Source organism: Hafnia sp. CBA7124 (genome assembly GCF_002355555.1).
Taxonomy (GTDB): Bacteria; Pseudomonadota; Gammaproteobacteria; order Enterobacterales; family Enterobacteriaceae; genus Hafnia; species Hafnia alvei.
In genome coordinates this window covers 129,474-149,954 of sequence record NZ_AP017469.1, presented here as the reverse complement: position 1 = coordinate 149,954, position 20,481 = coordinate 129,474, and the positions used below count along the sequence as shown (strand labels likewise).

The following is a 20,481-nucleotide window of genomic DNA, read 5'->3' as shown; positions in this document are numbered from 1 at the left end:
GCAATCGCCAATTAGCCTTTTAAGAAGAAACGAAACGCCGGATTATCGGTTTCATCGTGGCATTCATAGCCCAGTTCATGTAGGCGCGATTCGAAATTCGGATCGCTGTCTGCACGTTCAAACGCAGCAAGAACACGCCCAAAATCCGTACCATGGCTACGGTAGTGGAAAAGAGAAATATTCCAATGGGTACCTAAGGTGCTTAAAAACTTCAGCAATGCGCCCGGCGATTCAGGAAATTCAAAGCTATAAAGACGCTCTTGTAGCGGCTTAGACGGACGGCCTCCGACCATATAGCGCACGTGCAGCTTCGCCATTTCATCGTCGGAAAGGTCTACAACCTGATACCCACCGTCTTGCAGCAGCGTCAAAATTTCCTGGCGCTCTGCCAAACCACGCGTTAAGCGTACGCCAACAAAAATGCAGGCGTTATCCGCATCGGCGTAGCGGTAGTTAAACTCCGTTACCGCACGTCCACCCAACAGCTGACAGAATTTGAGGAAACTCCCCTGCTGCTCAGGAATGGTAACGGCCAACAGTGCTTCCCGCTGTTCACCTAATTCACAGCGCTCAGAGACATAACGTAAACCGTGGAAATTAAGATTCGCCCCAGACAGCACATGGGCCAAGCGTTCGCCCTGAATCTGATGCTGTTGAACATACTTTTTCAGCCCTGCCAGCGCCAAAGCACCAGAGGGTTCTGCAACCGCACGCACATCTTCGAAAAGATCTTTTACCGCAGCGCAGATCGCATCACTATCCACGGTGATCACGTCATCCAGATATTCACGACACAGACGGAAAGTCTCGTCACCGATGCGCTTAACGGCTACGCCTTCGGCAAATAATCCGACGCGGGCTAAATCCACCGGATGACCGGCATCCAGCGCGGCACGCAGACATGCAGAGTCTTCCGCTTCAACGCCGATCACTTTGATCTGTGGCATCAGCTGCTTGATCAGCACGGCCACGCCTGCGGCTAAACCGCCGCCGCCAACGGGGACAAATACGCGATCCAAATGGGCATCCTGCTGCAATAACTCCATGGCTAAAGTGCCTTGGCCAGCAATAACCGCAGGATGGTCAAAAGGAGGAACAAAAGTGAGGTTTCTGGTTTTGGCTAATTCAATGGCATAGGCTTTGGCTTCGTCAAAGTTCGCACCATACAGCACGGCTTCACCACCAAAACCTCGCACCGCATCTACTTTAATATCAGCGGTTGAAACCGGCATGACGATGGTAGATTTGATACCTAAACGCGAAGCAGAAAGCGCCACACCTTGTGCATGATTTCCCGCTGATGCCGTCACAACGCCGTGAGATTTTTGCTCTTCATCAAGGCCTGCGATCATCGCGTAGGCACCGCGCAGTTTAAAACTGTGTACGGGCTGGCGATCTTCGCGTTTCACTAAAATGGTATTGCCGACGCGTTCAGACAGTTTCGTCATAGTCTGCAACGGTGTGACCTGTGCAACCTCATAAACCGGCGCACGAAGCACCGCGCGTAGGTATTCAGCCCCGCCGGGCTGGCTGGGCAGCACTTCTTTTTGCATATTGGCTGAGGAAGTCATGATTAGCCCCCCAGCTTAGATTTATCGCGCACAGCGCCACGGTCAGCGCTGGTGGCCAACATCGCATAGGCTCGCAGCGCAAAGGATACCTGACGCTCACGCGCTTTCGGTGTCCATGCCGCATCGCCACGCGCCAGCTCTTGCTCACGACGATTCGCCAGTTCGCTTTCGGCAACGTCTAATTGAATACCGCGCTGTGGGATGTTGATGTCAATCATGTCGCCGTCTTGCACCAACGCGATGATGCCACCGCTCGCCGCCTCCGGCGAAACGTGCCCGATCGACAAACCCGATGTGCCACCAGAGAAACGACCATCGGTGATCAGCGCGCAGCTTTTACCCAACCCCATCGATTTGAGATAAGTGGTTGGATACAACATTTCTTGCATCCCAGGGCCGCCTTTTGGGCCTTCGTAGCGAATAACTACCACGTCACCCGCCACCACTTTACCGCCCAGAATAGCGTCTACCGCCGCATCTTGGCTTTCATATACTTTTGCTGGGCCACGGAAAATCAGGCTCTCTTTTTCCACACCGGCGGTTTTTACGATGCAGCCATCTTCCGCGATATTGCCATACAGCACGGCTAAGCCACCGTCTTGGCTATAGGCAAATTCACGGGTTCGGATACAGCCCTCTTGGCGGTCAGTATCCAGAGAATCCCAGCGGCATTCCTGCGAGAACGCTTTGGTGGTACGGACACCCGCAGGCCCTGCGGTATACATCTTTTTGACGCTTTCATCTTCTGTGACCATGACGTCATAGGCAGCCAGCGTTTCAGGCAGTGTCATCCCCAGAACGTTGTTCACTTCGCGATTTAACAGCCCCGCACGATCCAACTCACCCAAAATACCGATTACACCGCCTGCGCGATGCACATCCTCCATATGGTATTTCTGCGTACTTGGCGCCACTTTGCACAGATGAGGAACTTTACGCGACAGGCGATCAATGTCCGTCATGGTGAAATCAACTTCACCTTCCTGAGCCGAAGCCAACAGGTGCAGAACGGTATTGGTGGAGCCGCCCATAGCAATGTCTAACGTCATCGCATTCTCAAATGCCGCTTTGTTAGCGATATTGCGCGGCAGCACGCGGTCGTCATCTTGCTCATAGTAGCGCTTGGTCAGGTCCACAATGCGTTTGCCTGCATTCAGGAACAGATCTTTGCGGTCTGCATGGGTCGCCAGCAGAGAACCATTGCCCGGTTGGGATAGCCCTAACGCTTCGGTTAAACAGTTCATGGAGTTAGCGGTAAACATCCCAGAGCAGGAGCCGCAGGTTGGACACGCAGAGCGCTCAATTTGCTCGCTGTCTGCATCTGAAACGTTCGGGTTGGCACCCTGAATCATGGCATCCACCAGATCCAGTTTAATGATCTGATCAGATAATTTGGTTTTACCCGCTTCCATCGGGCCACCGGAAACAAAGATCACCGGAATATTCAAACGCAGAGATGCCATCAGCATCCCGGGGGTGATTTTGTCGCAGTTGGAAATACACACCATGGCATCAGCACAGTGCGCATTGACCATATATTCTACGGAGTCCGCAATGAGCTCACGGGAAGGCAGGGAATACAGCATCCCGCCGTGCCCCATGGCAATACCGTCATCCACCGCAATGGTATTGAATTCTTTGGCTACGCCGCCAGAAGCCTCGATCTGCTCTGCAACCAGTTTGCCCAGATCGCGCAGATGAACATGGCCCGGCACGAACTGGGTAAACGAGTTAACCACGGCAATAATCGGCTTACCGAAATCCGCGTCTGTCATTCCCGTTGCTCGCCATAATGCGCGAGCGCCCGCCATATTACGGCCATGTGTGGTTGTTGCGGAACGATACTTTGGCATGCTTAATTCACTCCAGCGTAAGCCTGTGTTCAGGCTTTTATCTATTTATGCGGGCGGGAACGAACCGCCCGACTTGTCCTCGTCCTACTTCAAGCTGCATGTGTGATGATTGTCTGCAACTCGACGTATTCCGAGGTTATTTTTTGGTAAATACCCTGTCTATCGCTTCAATTACTTCGCGTTGACTAAATCCAACCAGCCCCACTGATCTTCAGTTTTGCCAGTGAACAGGCCGAAGAACGCTTCTTGAATCTGTTTGGTGATTGGGCCACAGCGGCCAATACCCACCTGAATGCCGTCAACGCTACGTACCGGCGTAATTTCCGCTGCGGTACCAGACATAAAGACTTCGTCTGCCAGATACAGAGATTCACGTGACATCACCTGCTCACGAATTTCAAAACCGGCGTTTTTCGCCAGCTTGATGATCGCATCACGCGTAATACCCGGCAGTGCCGCCGACGTAAATGGCGGAGTGAAAATCACACCGTCTTTCACCATAAATAAGTTTTCACCTGCACCTTCAGACACATAACCATGAACATCCAGAGCAATACCTTCCTGATAGCCATGACGACGTGCTTCAGAACCCACCAGCAGAGAAGAAAGATAGTTACCACCGGCTTTTGCCGCCGTTGGGATCGTATTCGGCGCGGCGCGATTCCATGAAGAAACCTGTGCATCGATGCCCTGATCCAGCGCATCAGCACCCAGATAAGCGCCCCATGGGAATGCGGCGATAATCACATCGGTGTTGTAGCCTTCAGGTGGATTTACGCCCATACCCACATCACCCACGAAGACCAATGGACGAATATAGGCGCTGGTCAGATTGTTTTTGCGCAGAGTTTCGCGGCAAGCCTCCATCAGCTCATCGACGCTGTAGGAGACAGGCATACGGTAAATTTTGGCGGAGTCGCGCAGACGCTGCATATGTTCGCGGTGGCGGAAAACCGCAGGGCCGTTATTGGTGTCATAGCAGCGCACGCCTTCGAACACGGAAGTCCCGTAATGCAGCGCATGAGACATAACGTGCACTTTAGCCTCTGCCCATGGAACCATCTCGCCATTGAACCAAATGTAATCCGCTTTCTTCGTGGTCATTCTTTTTTCCTTGTTGCGTCTGATGCGCGATATTTAATTAATATTATTCGTTTCTAGTGCCAGCGTAGGCCGCTAACCGGCCGCTTGTTGGTGAGCCGCATGCGGCTGCACTTCAACGCAAGCAACATCCATCAATTTACTCAACTGCGATGAAAGCAGGTTGATTGGACGCTGGCTAGACACCGTTAGTTCAATGTTCACACTGTCTGAATCCAACATCTGAGCCATATTCATAGCACAAACTTGGAAGCCACGGTGACGGATAACGCGGAGTACCCGCTCTAAAACCTCTGGGCGGAAACGTGCCTGAATCGCCAATTGATGTTGCAAGGATGTTAACTGCATCATGATATTTTCTCCATCATAGATTCATTGCCTGCGCCCGGCGGAACTAAAGGCCAGACATTCTCTAATTCGTCGATGGAGACATGGAGCAGGTACGGACCTTCGCTGTTTAACAGCGCATCCAGTGCGGCGTCGACTTGATCTTTACGGGTAATACGCTGGCCTGCGATACCAAAAGCGCTGGCCAGCATTAAGAAATCAGGATTATCGGATAAGTTGGTTTCGCTATAGCGCCCGTCAAAAAACAGCTGCTGCCATTGACGTACCATGCCTAAGCGCTGGTTATCCAGCAGGACTATTTTTACCGGCAGTTTTTTACGTTTGATGGTGCCTAATTCCTGCACGTTCATCATGAAAGAGCCATCGCCTGAGACACAGATGACCATATCGTCTGGGCGCGCCATTTGCGCACCGACGGCCGCAGGGACGCCAAATCCCATGGTGCCTAAACCGCTCGAGGTGATGAAATTTTCTGGGCGAGTAAACTGCATATGCTGTGCAGTCCACATTTGGTGCTGGCCTACGTCGGTAGTTACAACCGCGCTGGCGGGTTTACGGTCAGATAACTGTTTCAGGAACAGCGGGGCATAAATAGCCTGACCGGGGTGATCGTAACGCCACGGGTGCTCGGCTTTCAGACCAATAACGTCATACTGCCATTCTCCGATGCTCAACGGCTGGCTCAGCGCTGGCAGCATATGATTTAAATCACCGCACAGCTCTATGTGTGCCTGACGCAGCTTGCTCATCTCAGCAGGGTCGATATCCATATGAATAACTTTGGCATGAGGTGCAAAAGCGTTCAGCTTGCCGGTCACCCGATCGTCAAAACGTGCCCCCACGGCAATCAGCAAATCGCATTGCTGCACCGCCAGATTAGCAGCCTTGGTGCCGTGCATGCCTAACATCCCTAAATAGCATGGATGTTTAGCATCTGGTGCTCCCAGGCCCTTTAACGTGGCTACAGTAGGAATGCCGGTTGCATTAACGAATTCGCGCAATGCAGGAACAGCCTGCGCCATCCCCACCCCACCGCCGGCATACAACATCGGTTTTTTAGCCTGAGCTAACAATTCACGCGCCTGCATTAAGCCGGTTTCACAGGCGGGCATGACTTCGGTAACGGCAGACAAATGCGCAGCCAACTCACCTTCGGCCAGTTGAATATCTTTAGGGATATCAATTAAGACCGGGCCCGGACGCCCCCCCATCGCAACGGCAAAAGCTTCAGCCATGATACCGGGCAAAGCATCCAGCGACTCAACTAAAAAGCTGTGCTTAGTACATGCCAATGACAGCCCTAAAACATCAATTTCTTGAAAAGCATCGGTACCAATCAGAGCAGAACCGACTTGGCCTGTGATGGCGACAACGGGAACAGAATCCAGCATGGCATCCGCTAAACCCGTAATCAGGTTGGTTGCACCCGGGCCTGAAGTTGCAATACACACTCCTGGTTTGCCCGTAGCGCGGGCATAACCAATGGCAGCGATCACCGCGCCTTGCTCATGGCGACACAGTAGGTGTTCCACACCACCGTCATACAACGCATCGTATACCGGCATGATTGCACCGCCAGGGTAGCCGAAAACTTTATCAACACCCTGTGCACGCAACGCTTGTACTACCCACTGTGCTCCATTCATAGCTTAATTCCCCGCCCTTTTACTGGGACAACAGGATTTTATTCTGTTAGCCATTTGCTGTTCCCCATCACTTTTTCATTGCGAAAAAAAACCCCCGGACCTTTCGGTGCGGGGGTTCTCGTTTGATTCAGGCCTGATTTTTAAGCCTTTCTTCGTCCAAGTGCTGCCCCGCACGGTGGGATAATAATCACCACCACACTAATCACGACGAGGCTGAGTACTTGGACGAGAGTTTTCATAAATAGTTTTTTCTGTTGCCTTCTGAGCTAATGCTTAAAGAGTTATCACAGTTCTTTGCCGTCTGACAATAATTTTTTTGCGTAACCAATAAGCAAAAACGGCTCAAATCGCGTCCAATATCATGATTTAACATCATTTTATTGAGGTTTCTTCGGCCGAAATTTTTCTCCCTAAAGAGGCGCCTTGAGTATCTCGACCAAAAGAAATCAGCACAATGATTGCCACTGCAACACTGCCCGCAATAATCGCCATTGCCAAACCATAGTTCTGCCCATGGCTTTCAGCAATCGTCGCCTGAAGCGTCGCGTTCACCGAAGCAATCAGGTTACCCAGTTGATATACAAACCCCGGTAACACCGCGCGTGTATTAGCGGGAACCAGCTCATTAAGGTAAGTAGGAATAACGCCCCAAGCCCCTTGCACCATGAACTGCATTAGGAATGCGCCAATGCCTAGCATGAGCGAGCCCCCAGAGAACGCCCACAGCGGGATAACAGGTAAGGCCAGCGCCGCCGCAATAATAATCGCCTTTTTACGGCCAATTTTTTCCGACAACACGCCAAAGAACACACCACCGATAATTGATGCGATATTGTAGCTAATAGCGATGATACTGACGGTTTTAGGATCGAAACCATGCTGAATTTTCAAAAACGCCGGATACATATCCTGAGTACCGTGGCTGAAGAAATTGAACGCAGCCATCAACAAAACGAGGTAAATACAAAGCTTCCAGTGGCTCTTCAAAACGGGGAGAAGCGCAGTGCTTTCTTTGCGCTCACGAGCAGCCAGCCAAACCGGTGATTCGGGTACTTTAAAGTAAATAAATGGCAATAAAATAATCGGGATAGCGCCAATCACAAACAGGCCACGCCAGCCGACAATTTCAAACAGTGAGCCGTATACCACCGCAGCCAGGAGATAGCCGAAGGGGTAACCTGCCTGAAATATTCCTGACATTAATCCACGTGAGCGGTCTGGTATGGTCTCCATTGCCAAAGATGATGCAACGCCCCAGATCCCCCCCATCGCCACGCCATACAGCACTCTGAGCACTAAGAACATGGTCAGAGATGGCGCTGCAGCGGAGAGCAACTCGAAGATCGAAAAGAAGAGGATATTGACCATCAAGATTGGCCGACGGCCGTACTTCTCGGCCGCTCGCCCAAACAGCAATGCACCGATAGGCCGCACGGCTAGCGTGAGCAAGATCGCCAACGTGACCTCTTCCATACCAACGTTAAACGCCTTGGCGATATCACTGAGTAAAAATACGAGGATGAAAAAATCGAAAGCATCGAGCGTCCAACTAAGAAAGCTCGCAATAGCAACGTTACGCTGCTGGCTTGACCAACCAAACATAATGAATTCCCTACCGTAGAGTATGAGGCGTTTTTATTAGCATTTTTATTAGTGACGACTGCACAGCCTGTTATTTGTTATGCAGAATGTCATTTTGTATTACTAATGTTAAATATAACCCTCTCGGCGGCAGGGCCAAAATAATTAGCATGCTATCTTTGTTAAATATTGTATGTGAAATGTTAATTTTTGTTGCCAGCACCAAACCTGGCTCGCAGTTTCAAGTCGACTACATTATGCAAGACACTGAAATGCTGGAATCAATAACACAAAGTCAGTATCTCGTTCTGACGCCACTCCGCTATTCGCCACATGATGCTCTTCAACATGGAGGTGACTATGTCAGTGGCGATGATTAATACCCGTGCAGCAATCGGCGTGCAGGCACCCGCCGTGAGCGTTGAAGCACACATCAGTACCGGACTTCCCGGTTTTACATTAGTAGGTTTGCCTGAGGCGACCGTGAAAGAGGCTAAAGACCGCGTAAGAAGCGCCATCATAAATTGCGGTTTTACTTTCCCGGCAAAACGTATCACGGTGAATTTGGCTCCCGCAGATCTTCCCAAAGAGGGCGGTCGCTACGATCTTCCCATTGCAATCGCCATTTTGATTGCTTCTGAGCAGCTTAGCGCGACTTCGGTGGAAGGATTAGAGTTACTCGGTGAATTGGGCCTTTCAGGCGCACTACGGCGCATTCAGGGCGCTATACCAGCAGCTATGGCCGCACAGCATCATCAGCGTAAATTAATCGCACCAGAGGAAAATGAGGAAGAGCTTGGCCTGCTTGGAGAACAACAGCCCCATCTCATTGCCAATCATCTTCTTCATGTTTGTGATTATCTCAGCGGTGAATCACCGCTTCTACCACCGAAGGTCTCTCAGCTATCCTCCCAATCTCCCAACACAAAGGATATGCGGGATATTATTGGGCAAGAACAGGCACGAAGAGCTTTAGAAATCGCCGCCACAGGCGGCCACAACTTATTGTTATTGGGGCCACCCGGCACAGGGAAAACTATGTTAGCCAGCCGCCTTAATAGCATATTGCCACCGTTAACCACCGAAGAGGCTTTAGAGAGTGCGGCTGTCGCTAGTTTGGTACATCAATCAACCACGGGGCAATCTTGTTACCAGCGGCCATTTAGAACCCCACATCACAGTGCTTCAATGGCAGCACTCATTGGAGGTGGGTCTTTGCCAAGACCCGGAGAGATTTCTCTGGCACATAACGGGGTATTATTTTTGGATGAACTGCCCGAGTTTGAACGGCGAGTGTTGGATGCTCTGCGCGAACCGCTTGAGTCTGGCGAAGCATGCATTTCTAGGGCACTGGCAAAAGTCACTTTCCCTGCAAGAGTACAATTAGTTGCTGCTATGAATCCAAGTCCGACAGGACATTACAAAGGCATTCATGCTCGTACACCACCACAGCAGATACTCAAATATCTATCCCGCTTATCAGGCCCATTTTTAGATCGTTTTGACCTCTCTATTGAAGTGCCATTGTTACCCGCAGGCGTTCTTAGCATTCAAAAACGCGTTGGAGAAAGCAGCGAGGTTATTCGCCAACGAGTCTGTTTAGCACGAGAAAAACAGTATCAGCGATCGGGAAAGCTCAACGCACACTTGGCAGGCAAAGAGATGGATAGCGTATGCTCACTATCTCAAGAAGATGCGGCATTTCTGGAACAAGCGCTAGAGAAGATGGGATTATCGGTTAGGGCTTGGCATCGAATACTAAAAGTTGCTCGTTCTATTGCAGATCTCGCACAAAGTGACAACATCAGCCGAATTCATATTGCAGAGGCACTCAGCTATCGCTCAATGGATCGTTTAATCCAACATCTCCATCAGGCACTGCAATAAAAAACGGGGCCAAAGGCCCCGAGTTTTTAGTCATCACTGTCAGTGTATTCTTCCACCGTATCCATCTGCGGTTTACCGCCGGACAAGGTGTGGAAACGCTTAGGACGACGAATGCGTGCAATATACTTCGACCAAATCTTCTCTGCTTCTGTCGCAGGCTGACGTTCGCCACGGCATACAGCAACAAAGAGTTGTTCTTCTTCAGTTTGTGGCTCACGAGTCCCTAAATCGAGCTCGTTAAACGCATAACCAAAACGCTCAAGAACCTGAGCTTCTTTAATTGTGAAATCGCCGTGACGTGAAAAACCACGAGGATAATGTTTATTGTCAAAAAAACGATGATTGGTGCTGAAGCTTTCCGCCATCTGACACACTCCTAAATTTTCTTATTGCTGTACCACTTATGGCGCGGAGTATTAGTTAGGCTTGACAACGTGTAAAACAAAACATTTAAATCATCATGATTAATATTTTTATTGGAGAGACCGTGGATAGCGAATTACTAAAAACCTTCTTAGAAGTGAGCAGAACAAGACACTTTGGCAAAGCCGCTGAAACGCTTTATCTAACACAATCAGCGGTTAGCTTCCGTATTCGTCAGCTTGAAACACAAGTTGGTGCCGATCTTTTCACTCGCCACCGCAATAATATCCAGCTAACCGAGGCAGGAGAACGTCTGGTTCCGTACGCAGAAAAACTGATGGAAACATGGCTATTGGCTAAAAAAGAAGTTCTCAAGAGCCGACAGCACAAAGAATTATCGATTGGTGCTCCAGCAATGATGTGGGAATCGCTGCTTATCTCATGGCTAGCAGGCGTCTATAAGCATAAACCTGAACTCTTGCTTGAAGCTCGTATTGGACAAAGACATACCCATGTTAGACAACTGCATGAACGCCATCTGGACCTACTGATAACAACAGAGATCCCAAAAATGGAGGAGCTATCAACAGAAAAAGTCGGCGAGTTCACACTGCAACTTCTTACATCCGCAGCAGAAGGAGCAGCCGATGACCTTCCCTATATTCGCTTAGAGTGGGGGGCGGATTTTGCCCGTTTTGATGAACAGCTTACTAGCAACAATAATCCCCCAATGTTAACGACCAGCTCAATCGCGCTTGCCGAACAGGTCATGACCCAAGCAGGAGGAAGAGCATTTTTCCCAGCTCATTGGCATCCGAATCACTTCCAAGTTGATAGCTCTCAGGAAGCCCTAACGCGGCCAATTTACGCCGTATGGCTCCACAACAGTGACAGGAAAGAGGAGATTAAGTATTTAACGCAATCGTTGATAAATTATCATCTAGCGCAGCCAAAGTAATTTTTGGCATTGTAGAGCGTCAATGTTGGGGGGTGATAGTATGAAATTGCCCCAACAACTTAGAACATTTAGGTAGGTATTTTGGAAAACCGCTGAAGGGTAAGTCTTAATTTTAATTTTTTTCTGCGCTAAAACGCAAAAAAGCCCTCCGCAAGCGGAAGGCTATTTGTATGGCAGGGGCGGAGAGACTCGAACTCGCGACACCCGGTTTTGGAGACCGGTGCTCTACCAACTGAGCTACGCCCCTAAAAAACGCTTACTATTATCCCCACGTTCAAGCAGGCATAACATAAATAAGTGGCGGAACGGACGGGGCTCGAACCCGCGACCCCCTGCGTGACAGGCAGGTATTCTAACCAACTGAACTACCGCTCCACCGATTCTTTCTCTCACATCAGCATTCGTCTGATGTCAGTTTGTTCCTGCTATTTTCCGTGTCAAAGGAAAAGGAACGAATTTAAAGCCTGGCAGTTCCCTACTCTCGCATGGGGAGACCCCACACTACCATCGGCGCTACGGCGTTTCACTTCTGAGTTCGGCATGGGGTCAGGTGGGACCACCGCGCTATCGCCGCCAGGCATATTCTGTTAATTAACCCGTGCTCCGTATTTCTACAGCTCACCAGTCAATCCAATCTGTTCAACAAGCTTACTCTTTGTGTTTTCGCGTCTCTGCGTCTTAAAACACCTTCGGTGTTGTAAGGTTAAGCCTCACGGATCATTAGTACTGGTTAGCTCAACGTATCGCTACGCTTACACACCCAGCCTATCAACGTCTTAGTCTTAAACGTTCCTTTAGGAGACTCAAGGTCTCAGGGAAGACTCATCTCGAGGCAAGTTTCGCGCTTAGATGCTTTCAGCGCTTATCTTTTCCGCATTTAGCTACCGGGCAATGCCATTGGCATGACAACCCGAACACCAGTGATGCGTCCACTCCGGTCCTCTCGTACTAGGAGCAGCCCCTCTCAATCTTCCAACGCCCACGGCAGATAGGGACCGAACTGTCTCACGACGTTCTAAACCCAGCTCGCGTACCACTTTAAATGGCGAACAGCCATACCCTTGGGACCTACTTCAGCCCCAGGATGTGATGAGCCGACATCGAGGTGCCAAACACCGCCGTCGATATGAACTCTTGGGCGGTATCAGCCTGTTATCCCCGGAGTACCTTTTATCCGTTGAGCGATGGCCCTTCCATTCAGAACCACCGGATCACTATGACCTACTTTCGTACCTGCTCGAGCCGTCACTCTCGCAGTCAAGCTAGCTTATGCCATTGCACTAACCTCACGATGTCCGACCGTGATTAGCTAACCTTCGTGCTCCTCCGTTACTCTTTAGGAGGAGACCGCCCCAGTCAAACTACCCACCAGACACTGTCCTCAATCCCGATTAGGGACCGGAGTTAGAACATCAAACATTAAAGGGTGGTATTTCAAGGTTGGCTCCACGCAGACTGGCGTCCACGCTTCAAAGCCTCCCACCTATCCTACACATCAAGGCTCAATGTTCAGTGTCAAGCTATAGTAAAGGTTCACGGGGTCTTTCCGTCTTGCCGCGGGTACACTGCATCTTCACAGCGAGTTCAATTTCACTGAGTCTCGGGTGGAGACAGCCTGGCCATCATTACGCCATTCGTGCAGGTCGGAACTTACCCGACAAGGAATTTCGCTACCTTAGGACCGTTATAGTTACGGCCGCCGTTTACTGGGGCTTCGATCAAGAGCTTCGCCTTGCGGCTGACCCCATCAATTAACCTTCCAGCACCGGGCAGGCGTCACACCGTATACGTCCACTTTCGTGTTTGCACAGTGCTGTGTTTTTATTAAACAGTTGCAGCCAGCTGGTATCTTCGACTGGCTTCAGCTCCATCCGCAAGGGACTTCACCTACGCGCCAGCGTGCCTTCTCCCGAAGTTACGGCACCATTTTGCCTAGTTCCTTCACCCGAGTTCTCTCAAGCGCCTTGGTATTCTCTACCTGACCACCTGTGTCGGTTTGGGGTACGATTCAATGTTACCTAGAGCTTAGAGGCTTTTCCTGGAAGCTTGGCATCAACTACTTCATCACCGTAGTGACTCGTCATCACGCCTCAGGGTTAATAAAAGCGCGGATTTACCAACGCTTTCCCCCTACACGCTTAAACCGGGACAACCGTCGCCCGGATAGCCTAGCCTTCTCCGTCCCCCCTTCGCAGTAACACCGAGTACAGGAATATTAACCTGTTTCCCATCGACTACGCCTTTCGGCCTCGCCTTAGGGGTCGACTCACCCTGCCCCGATTAACGTTGGACAGGAACCCTTGGTCTTCCGGCGAGCGGGTTTTTCACCCGCTTTATCGTTACTTATGTCAGCATTCGCACTTCTGATACCTCCAGCAACCCTCACGAGCCACCTTCAACGGCTTACAGAACGCTCCCCTACCCAACAACACCTAAGTGTCGCTGCCGCAGCTTCGGTGCATAGTTTAGCCCCGTTACATCTTCCGCGCAGGCCGACTCGACCAGTGAGCTATTACGCTTTCTTTAAATGATGGCTGCTTCTAAGCCAACATCCTGGCTGTCTATGCCTTCCCACATCGTTTCCCACTTAACTATGACTTTGGGACCTTAGCTGGCGGTCTGGGTTGTTTCCCTCTTCACGACGGACGTTAGCACCCGCCGTGTGTCTCCCGTGATAACATTCTTCGGTATTCGTAGTTTGCATCGAGTTGGTAAGTCGGGATGACCCCCTAGTCGAAACAGTGCTCTACCCCCGAAGATGAGTTCACGAGGCGCTACCTAAATAGCTTTCGGGGAGAACCAGCTATCTCCCGGTTTGATTGGCCTTTCACCCCCAGCCACAAGTCATCCGCTAATTTTTCAACATTAGTCGGTTCGGTCCTCCAGTTAGTGTTACCCAACCTTCAACCTGCCCATGGCTAGATCACCGGGTTTCGGGTCTATACCTTGCAACTTGACGCCCAGTTAAGACTCGGTTTCCCTACGGCTCCCCTATTCGGTTAACCTTGCTACAAAATATAAGTCGCTGACCCATTATACAAAAGGTACGCAGTCACCCCATAAAAGAGGCTCCCACTGCTTGTACGTACACGGTTTCAGGTTCTATTTCACTCCCCTCGCCGGGGTTCTTTTCGCCTTTCCCTCACGGTACTGGTTCACTATCGGTCAGTCAGGAGTATTTAGCCTTGGAGGATGGTCCCCCCATATTCAGACAGGATGTCACGTGTCCCGCCCTACTCATCGAACTCACAACGTATGCATTTTCAAGTACGGGGCTATCACCCTGTATCGCCGGACTTTCCAGACCGTTCCTCTGACACATACGCTGATTAAGGTTCTGGGCTGCTCCCCGTTCGCTCGCCGCTACTAGGGGAATCTCGGTTGATTTCTTTTCCTCAGGGTACTTAGATGTTTCAGTTCCCCTGGTTCGCTTCGTTAAGCTATGTATTCACTTAACGATAGTGCAACGAATTGCACTGGGTTTCCCCATTCGGAAATCGTCGGCTATAACGCTTCATATCAGCTTGCCGACGCTTATCGCAGATTAGCACGTCCTTCATCGCCTCTGACTGCCTAGGCATCCACCGTGTACGCTTAGTCACTTAACCTCACAACCCGAAGGTGTCTCTTTAGTGAACGCGGTTACGAACCGGTTCAAGACAGCATTCAAGATTGCAAAAAATTGAGAGACTGCTTAATGCAAACTGTGTCAGTGTGTCTCACAGTTGCTTAAGCTTTCAAATTTCAGCTTGTTCCAGATTGTTAAAGAGCAAAATACTTCGCAGCATACTGTTTCCAATACACTCTGAAGTATGTTTTTGAGACTGAATACTTATTATTTATCGCAAACAAAAGTAATGGTGGAGCTATGCGGGATCGAACCGCAGACCTCCTGCGTGCAAGGCAGGCGCTCTCCCAGCTGAGCTATAACCCCATACAGTCAACAGTTTACCTTTATACATTACCACTCATAGAAGAGTTTAATTCTTTCTCAGACAAGTCGGAGTCATGCGAAGTTTGCTATTGCAAACGATGCGTGACGACAACGCAGTATGAGTAAGAATTTGGTAGGCCTGAGTGGACTTGAACCACCGACCTCACCCTTATCAGGGGTGCGCTCTAACCACCTGAGCTACAAGCCTATATAAAGGTATTCTGCTCGTTATTCTTCATCAGACAATCTGTGTGGACACTGCACTTAACGCTATCTTTAGGTAAGGAGGTGATCCAACCGCAGGTTCCCCTACGGTTACCTTGTTACGACTTCACCCCAGTCATGAATCACAAAGTGGTAAGCGCCCTCCCGAAGGTTAAGCTACCTACTTCTTTTGCAACCCACTCCCATGGTGTGACGGGCGGTGTGTACAAGGCCCGGGAACGTATTCACCGTAGCATTCTGATCTACGATTACTAGCGATTCCGACTTCATGGAGTCGAGTTGCAGACTCCAATCCGGACTACGACATACTTTATGAGGTCCGCTTGCTCTCGCGAGTTCGCTTCTCTTTGTATATGCCATTGTAGCACGTGTGTAGCCCTACTCGTAAGGGCCATGATGACTTGACGTCATCCCCACCTTCCTCCGGTTTATCACCGGCAGTCTCCTTTGAGTTCCCACCATTACGTGCTGGCAACAAAGGATAAGGGTTGCGCTCGTTGCGGGACTTAACCCAACATTTCACAACACGAGCTGACGACAGCCATGCAGCACCTGTCTCAGAGTTCCCGAAGGCACTAAGCTATCTCTAGCAAATTCTCTGGATGTCAAGAGTAGGTAAGGTTCTTCGCGTTGCATCGAATTAAACCACATGCTCCACCGCTTGTGCGGGCCCCCGTCAATTCATTTGAGTTTTAACCTTGCGGCCGTACTCCCCAGGCGGTCGACTTAACGCGTTAGCTCCGGAAGCCACGCCTCAAGGGCACAACCTCCAAGTCGACATCGTTTACAGCGTGGACTACCAGGGTATCTAATCCTGTTTGCTCCCCACGCTTTCGCACCTGAGCGTCAGTCTTTGTCCAGGGGGCCGCCTTCGCCACCGGTATTCCTCCAGATCTCTACGCATTTCACCGCTACACCTGGAATTCTACCCCCCTCTACAAGACTCTAGCTGACCAGTTTCAAATGCAGTTCCCAAGTTAAGCTCGGGGATTTCACATCTGACTTAATCAACCGCCTGCGTGCGCTTTACGCCCAGTAATTCCGATTAACGCTTGCACCCTCCGTATTACCGCGGCTGCTGGCACGGAGTTAGCCGGTGCTTCTTCTGCGAGTAACGTCAATCACTGCGGTTATTAACCACAATGCCTTCCTCCTCGCTGAAAGTACTTTACAACCCGAAGGCCTTCTTCATACACGCGGCATGGCTGCATCAGGCTTGCGCCCATTGTGCAATATTCCCCACTGCTGCCTCCCGTAGGAGTCTGGACCGTGTCTCAGTTCCAGTGTGGCTGGTCATCCTCTCAGACCAGCTAGAGATCGTCGCCTAGGTGAGCCATTACCCCACCTACTAGCTAATCCCATCTGGGCACATCTGATGGCGTGAGGCCCGAAGGTCCCCCACTTTGGTCCGAAGACATCATGCGGTATTAGCTACCGTTTCCAGTAGTTATCCCCCTCCATCAGGCAGTTTCCCAGACATTACTCACCCGTCCGCCGCTCGTCACCCAGAGAGCAAGCTCTCTTGTGCTACCGCTCGACTTGCATGTGTTAGGCCTGCCGCCAGCGTTCAATCTGAGCCATGATCAAACTCTTCAATTAAAAGCTTGATTTGCTTCAACAAGTGAAGCGATGCTCAAAAATTAACTTTCGTAATAATTCACTAAATGAATTACTGCTTGGTCACTCTTCAAGACTTTAATATTTTATCGTCCGAGGACGTTAGATATTGTCTTGTGAGTGCCCACACAGATTGTCTGATAAATTGTTAAAGAGCAGCGAATTGCGAACATTCGTTCCAGCAACTCGGGAGGTGCATATTACGCTTTCCTCCTGAAGAGTCAAGCTTTTTTCTTTTCAGAAATTCGCATTACTGCGGTGCTTTTCTCTTCCTCACCGAGCGACGCTTGCGTCGTTGTTCCCAGTCAGTGGTGGCGCATTATAGGGACTTCTGAACGGCTGACAACCCCTAATTTAAAAAAACTTTTCAACCGCGCAAGTTTTCACCAAAAACCACATGTTTGAGGATTAAATGCTCAATTCGCGTAGTTCTGAGAAGCCTAAACGATGCAATACAGGTAAAAGTGCGTCGGTATCGCTATTTGTTTCTGTTGCATAAGCCAAATCATTTTCAGCGCTCAGCACGTTTTCCTGATTAGCAATCAGCCAAGCGACACGACGGGCTATTGCGGCACCCGAATCAACTAAACGAGTCCCAGCGGGTAATACCGCTGCCAGCTCTTCGCGCAGCAAAGGAAAATGCGTACATCCCAGAACCACCGTATCTGGCGGTTCTGCCATCGACAGCCACGGGCGTAGTATCTTCTTTAGCACCGTATGATCAATCTCTTCGCCATGCAGTTTAGCTTCAGCCAATTCCACCAGCTCAGCAGAGCCCAGCATTTTGATGCTGCAGTCTTTCGCAAAACGCGCAATCAGGTCGTGAGTATATGAACGCTGCACAGTCGCTCTCGTCGCTAGCAAACCAACAATGCCGTTGCGCGTCAACTTTGCCGCTGGTTTTATCGCGGGCACAACCCCAACGATAGGGCAATTGAAGCGTTCGCGTAATGCAGGGAGCGTGATGGTGCTTGCGGTATTACAGGCGATGATAACAATAGAGAGAGGATGACGCTTTTGCACTTCGGCAACGGTTTTAACAACGCGGTCGATAATAAACGCTTCGTCTTTTTCCCCATAGGGGAATCCCTGATTGTCGAATGCATATATATAGTGGAGATCCGGAAGCAAATCACGGATCTCTTGATATACAGATAACCCACCCACGCCGGAGTCAAAAACCAGCGCAGTGGGTTTAGAAGTCGCTACATCATTAGAAGGTGTAGCTACCGGAGAGATAATATTCTCTCCCTGCGGTTTGGTAGCCATAAGCTGTTTCATAATCTTTATCTAACAGGTTGGCGATTCTACCACGAACTGTTAGATGAGATGTAACCGGATAAGAGGCTGAAATATCGACGGTGCTGTAGCTTGGCAATACCTGCTGCGTATTGTTGTATTTAGACGTGTTGTTATCGTAACGACGGCCATAATATTGATACGAGACATCCATATCGACATTAAACATGGTCCAGTCGAGCTGATATTTAGCCTGCCGTTTGGCACGACGCGCTAGTACTTCATCATTTTTATCATTACGCGGATCTAAATACTGCAAGGTGACCTGATGCGTGAAGATCCCTGTATCAATGCTGCCCGTCCACTCGACGCCTTTAATAGTGGCAGAATCGATGTTGTCATAGCTACCCGCATAGGTGACAGGATCGGAATAATAGGTAATCAGATTTTCAATTTTGTAATGATACGCAGACAGACGCCAATCAAGTGGTCCAGTCAATCCCTCTAAACCCGCTTCCCACTGCTTCGACTCTTCAGGTTTTAAATTAGGATTGGAATCAATGCCGAAACGCGTTGAACCAAATTGCTGTCCCAATGACGGAGCCAAGAATCCGGTGCCATAAGATAACGTGGCTCGATAGCCCGGCGTAAACTCCCAGCCTGCCGCCGTTTGCCAAGTACCGTGCCAGCCGAACTGCTCATCCTTATCTTCGCGACCAGAGGCCTCCAACGTCACATCACCCAGTTTTTGCTGACCACTTACATATAAACCGGAGTTATCACGTTTATAAGAATCTGACAGACTGGTATCAGAAGATCTCAGACGCTGCTGCTGCCAATCTACACCCGCACTAATCTGACCATGCTCTAGGCTATAGGTATTACCCCATTGAATATTGCGCTGGTCCATATCATCCAGCGTAGTGCCCTCGTGATAACGCCCGTACTCGCTACTGTAGTTATAAGCTTTTACTTTTTGATAGCTGCCCGTTAGTTGGGATGAATAAGCACCAGACAAATAGCGTAGACCCATATCGTAAGTGTGATTGTAGGTTTCACTTTCATTTGCGCTATAAGCTGGGCTATATGGAGGACTGCCAAGGTCATAGTCGCTGTTGTTGGTATACCCATAACCACGAGCAAAGCCAGAAAACTCGTTGTTAAACTGGTGGTCTATACCGCCCCAGAAAGTCTTGGTGCGATAGCCATCATCATCATGATCGGGTTCGTACGTTGAACCCGGCTGCACGTTAAATCCTTTAGTGCTCTCATACGACCCCGCCAACGTCACTTTAGTGTTATCACTAATTTTCTGACGCACGCTTCCATCGTACTGCTGGAATCCTTTGGAGCCGACGCCTGCAGTGATCTGCGCGCCTTCCTTATCGGTTTGCGTAATCACGTTGATAACGCCCCCCATCGCCCCCGAGCCATACACGGCAGAACGTGGGCCTCGAATATATTCAACGCGTTGAACCAGTGAAATTGGAATTTGATTGAAATCGGCCGTATTCGAGATCCCAGGACGAGCAACAGGAATGCCATCCACCAGCACGAGAACTTGGCTTGCGCTGGTCCCGCGGATATACATCGATGCACTCTGCCCCATGCCACCATTTTGGGCGATATCGACGCCGGGTAAACGCCGCATTACGTCATTGAGCGTTTTGGCCTGCCAGCGATCGATATCATCTCGAGTAACAATATCCGTAGGCGCGAGCACGGTGGAGACCGGTTGAGGAAAACGCGAGGCGGTGACGATGACATCGTCGTTAGTATTTGCGGATGATGATGAAGGTGTTTCGTTAGAATCTTGCGCCCAGCCAGAGAAAGCCGTGACAGACAAAGCCGCCATCAGCGCATTTTTTTTTATAGTCATAATAAGAGCATCCAAACTGAATTGGCAGGATGCCGCGAGCCGTGGCGTTAATTCGCGAAAACCACGTAAAGCGACGTGTACCGGCAGGTCTTCGGGCTTAGGATTTGTGCACCAACATTCATTGTTGTATGCACACCGGGCGATGACTTCCCATCTACAATGACAGTGTCAATATATCGCCGTGACTTCCCCATACCGCTGCGCGTCAGCTCCGGATTCACACCGGATTCCCTTTTCACTCTCCACTGGAGACCGGGCCGCCATGCTAAGTGAAAACGT

The 20,481-nt window shown here is 50.1% G+C and carries 12 protein-coding genes, 4 tRNA genes, 3 rRNA genes and 1 riboswitch; of the genes, 2 read left to right on the top strand and 17 right to left on the bottom strand.

Features of this window, described 5'->3' with window-relative positions:
• Positions 1 to 11: 11 nt before the first annotated feature.
• The 7 genes from ilvA to CPY98_RS00690 form a co-directional block, all read right to left on the bottom strand.
• Positions 12 to 1,553 (bottom strand): threonine ammonia-lyase, biosynthetic, encoded by a 1,542-nt coding sequence (gene ilvA, locus CPY98_RS00720; RefSeq protein WP_096388698.1) that lies wholly within the window; start codon positions 1,551 to 1,553, stop codon positions 12 to 14.
• A 20-nt stretch (positions 1,554 to 1,573) separates the two neighbouring features.
• Entirely contained in the window at positions 1,574 to 3,424 is a 1,851-nt protein-coding gene (gene ilvD / locus CPY98_RS00715) for a dihydroxy-acid dehydratase (protein WP_096385956.1), read from the bottom strand.
• A 171-nt stretch (positions 3,425 to 3,595) separates the two neighbouring features.
• Positions 3,596 to 4,528: a branched-chain amino acid transaminase gene (locus CPY98_RS00710; RefSeq protein WP_025802071.1), complete on the bottom strand. Its 933-nt coding sequence runs from the start codon at positions 4,526 to 4,528 to the stop codon at positions 3,596 to 3,598.
• 72 nt (positions 4,529 to 4,600) lie between these two features.
• Positions 4,601 to 4,876, bottom strand: coding sequence for an acetolactate synthase 2 small subunit (gene ilvM / locus CPY98_RS00705; protein WP_080723891.1), 276 nt, complete (start codon positions 4,874 to 4,876; stop codon positions 4,601 to 4,603).
• On the bottom strand, positions 4,873 to 6,519 hold the full coding sequence (ilvG, locus tag CPY98_RS00700) for an acetolactate synthase 2 catalytic subunit (RefSeq protein WP_096385954.1): 1,647 nt from the start codon (positions 6,517 to 6,519) through the stop codon (positions 4,873 to 4,875). The genes ilvM and ilvG overlap by 4 nt, the downstream gene beginning before the upstream one ends.
• A gap of 140 nt (positions 6,520 to 6,659) precedes the next feature.
• Positions 6,660 to 6,758 carry an ilv operon leader peptide gene (gene ilvL, locus CPY98_RS00695; RefSeq protein ID WP_071778685.1) on the bottom strand — a complete coding sequence of 33 codons (99 nt, stop codon included), beginning with the start codon at positions 6,756 to 6,758 and terminating at the stop codon, positions 6,660 to 6,662.
• Positions 6,759 to 6,891: 133 nt separating this feature from the next.
• Entirely contained in the window at positions 6,892 to 8,121 is a 1,230-nt protein-coding gene (locus CPY98_RS00690; protein WP_046450419.1) for an MFS transporter, read from the bottom strand.
• Between the two features lie 339 nt (positions 8,122 to 8,460).
• On the opposite strand from CPY98_RS00690, the gene CPY98_RS00680 reads away from it, so the two are divergent.
• Complete coding sequence (locus CPY98_RS00680) at positions 8,461 to 9,987, top strand: YifB family Mg chelatase-like AAA ATPase (RefSeq protein ID WP_096385951.1); 1,527 nt, start codon at positions 8,461 to 8,463, stop codon at positions 9,985 to 9,987.
• Between the two features lie 26 nt (positions 9,988 to 10,013).
• Here the strand turns inward: CPY98_RS00680 and CPY98_RS00675 are convergent, their stop codons facing one another.
• Positions 10,014 to 10,352, bottom strand: a complete 339-nt coding sequence (locus CPY98_RS00675; protein ID WP_025802063.1) for a DUF413 domain-containing protein — start codon at positions 10,350 to 10,352, stop codon at positions 10,014 to 10,016.
• Positions 10,353 to 10,474: 122 nt separating this feature from the next.
• Here CPY98_RS00675 and hdfR point away from each other — a divergent pair, with 122 nt between their 5' ends.
• On the top strand, positions 10,475 to 11,308 hold the full coding sequence (hdfR, locus tag CPY98_RS00670; protein ID WP_096388697.1) for an HTH-type transcriptional regulator HdfR: 834 nt from the start codon (positions 10,475 to 10,477) through the stop codon (positions 11,306 to 11,308).
• 171 nt (positions 11,309 to 11,479) lie between these two features.
• Here the strand turns inward: hdfR and CPY98_RS00665 are convergent.
• The 9 genes from CPY98_RS00665 to btuB form a co-directional block, all read right to left on the bottom strand.
• Positions 11,480 to 11,555, bottom strand: a tRNA-Trp gene (locus CPY98_RS00665).
• A 51-nt stretch (positions 11,556 to 11,606) separates the two neighbouring features.
• A tRNA-Asp gene (locus CPY98_RS00660) sits at positions 11,607 to 11,683 on the bottom strand.
• An 87-nt stretch (positions 11,684 to 11,770) separates the two neighbouring features.
• A 5S ribosomal RNA gene (gene rrf / locus CPY98_RS00655) occupies positions 11,771 to 11,886 on the bottom strand.
• Positions 11,887 to 12,007: 121 nt separating this feature from the next.
• Positions 12,008 to 14,916, bottom strand: a 23S ribosomal RNA gene (locus tag CPY98_RS00650).
• 250 nt (positions 14,917 to 15,166) lie between these two features.
• Positions 15,167 to 15,242: transfer RNA gene (locus CPY98_RS00645), tRNA-Ala, on the bottom strand.
• Positions 15,243 to 15,373: 131 nt separating this feature from the next.
• Positions 15,374 to 15,450: transfer RNA gene (locus tag CPY98_RS00640), tRNA-Ile, on the bottom strand.
• 73 nt (positions 15,451 to 15,523) lie between these two features.
• Positions 15,524 to 17,066 (bottom strand): 16S ribosomal RNA (locus tag CPY98_RS00635).
• Together the 16S, 23S and 5S rRNA genes with 4 tRNA genes alongside form the textbook arrangement of a ribosomal RNA operon.
• A gap of 426 nt (positions 17,067 to 17,492) precedes the next feature.
• Positions 17,493 to 18,353, bottom strand: a complete 861-nt coding sequence (murI, locus tag CPY98_RS00630; protein WP_043490155.1) for a glutamate racemase — start codon at positions 18,351 to 18,353, stop codon at positions 17,493 to 17,495.
• Positions 18,298 to 20,202 carry a TonB-dependent vitamin B12 receptor BtuB gene (gene btuB, locus CPY98_RS00625; protein WP_096385949.1) on the bottom strand — a complete coding sequence of 635 codons (1,905 nt, stop codon included), beginning with the start codon at positions 20,200 to 20,202 and terminating at the stop codon, positions 18,298 to 18,300. Before btuB ends, murI begins: the two co-directional genes overlap by 56 nt.
• A 64-nt stretch (positions 20,203 to 20,266) precedes the next feature.
• Positions 20,267 to 20,474: riboswitch (cobalamin riboswitch) on the bottom strand.
• Positions 20,475 to 20,481 lie beyond the last annotated feature (7 nt).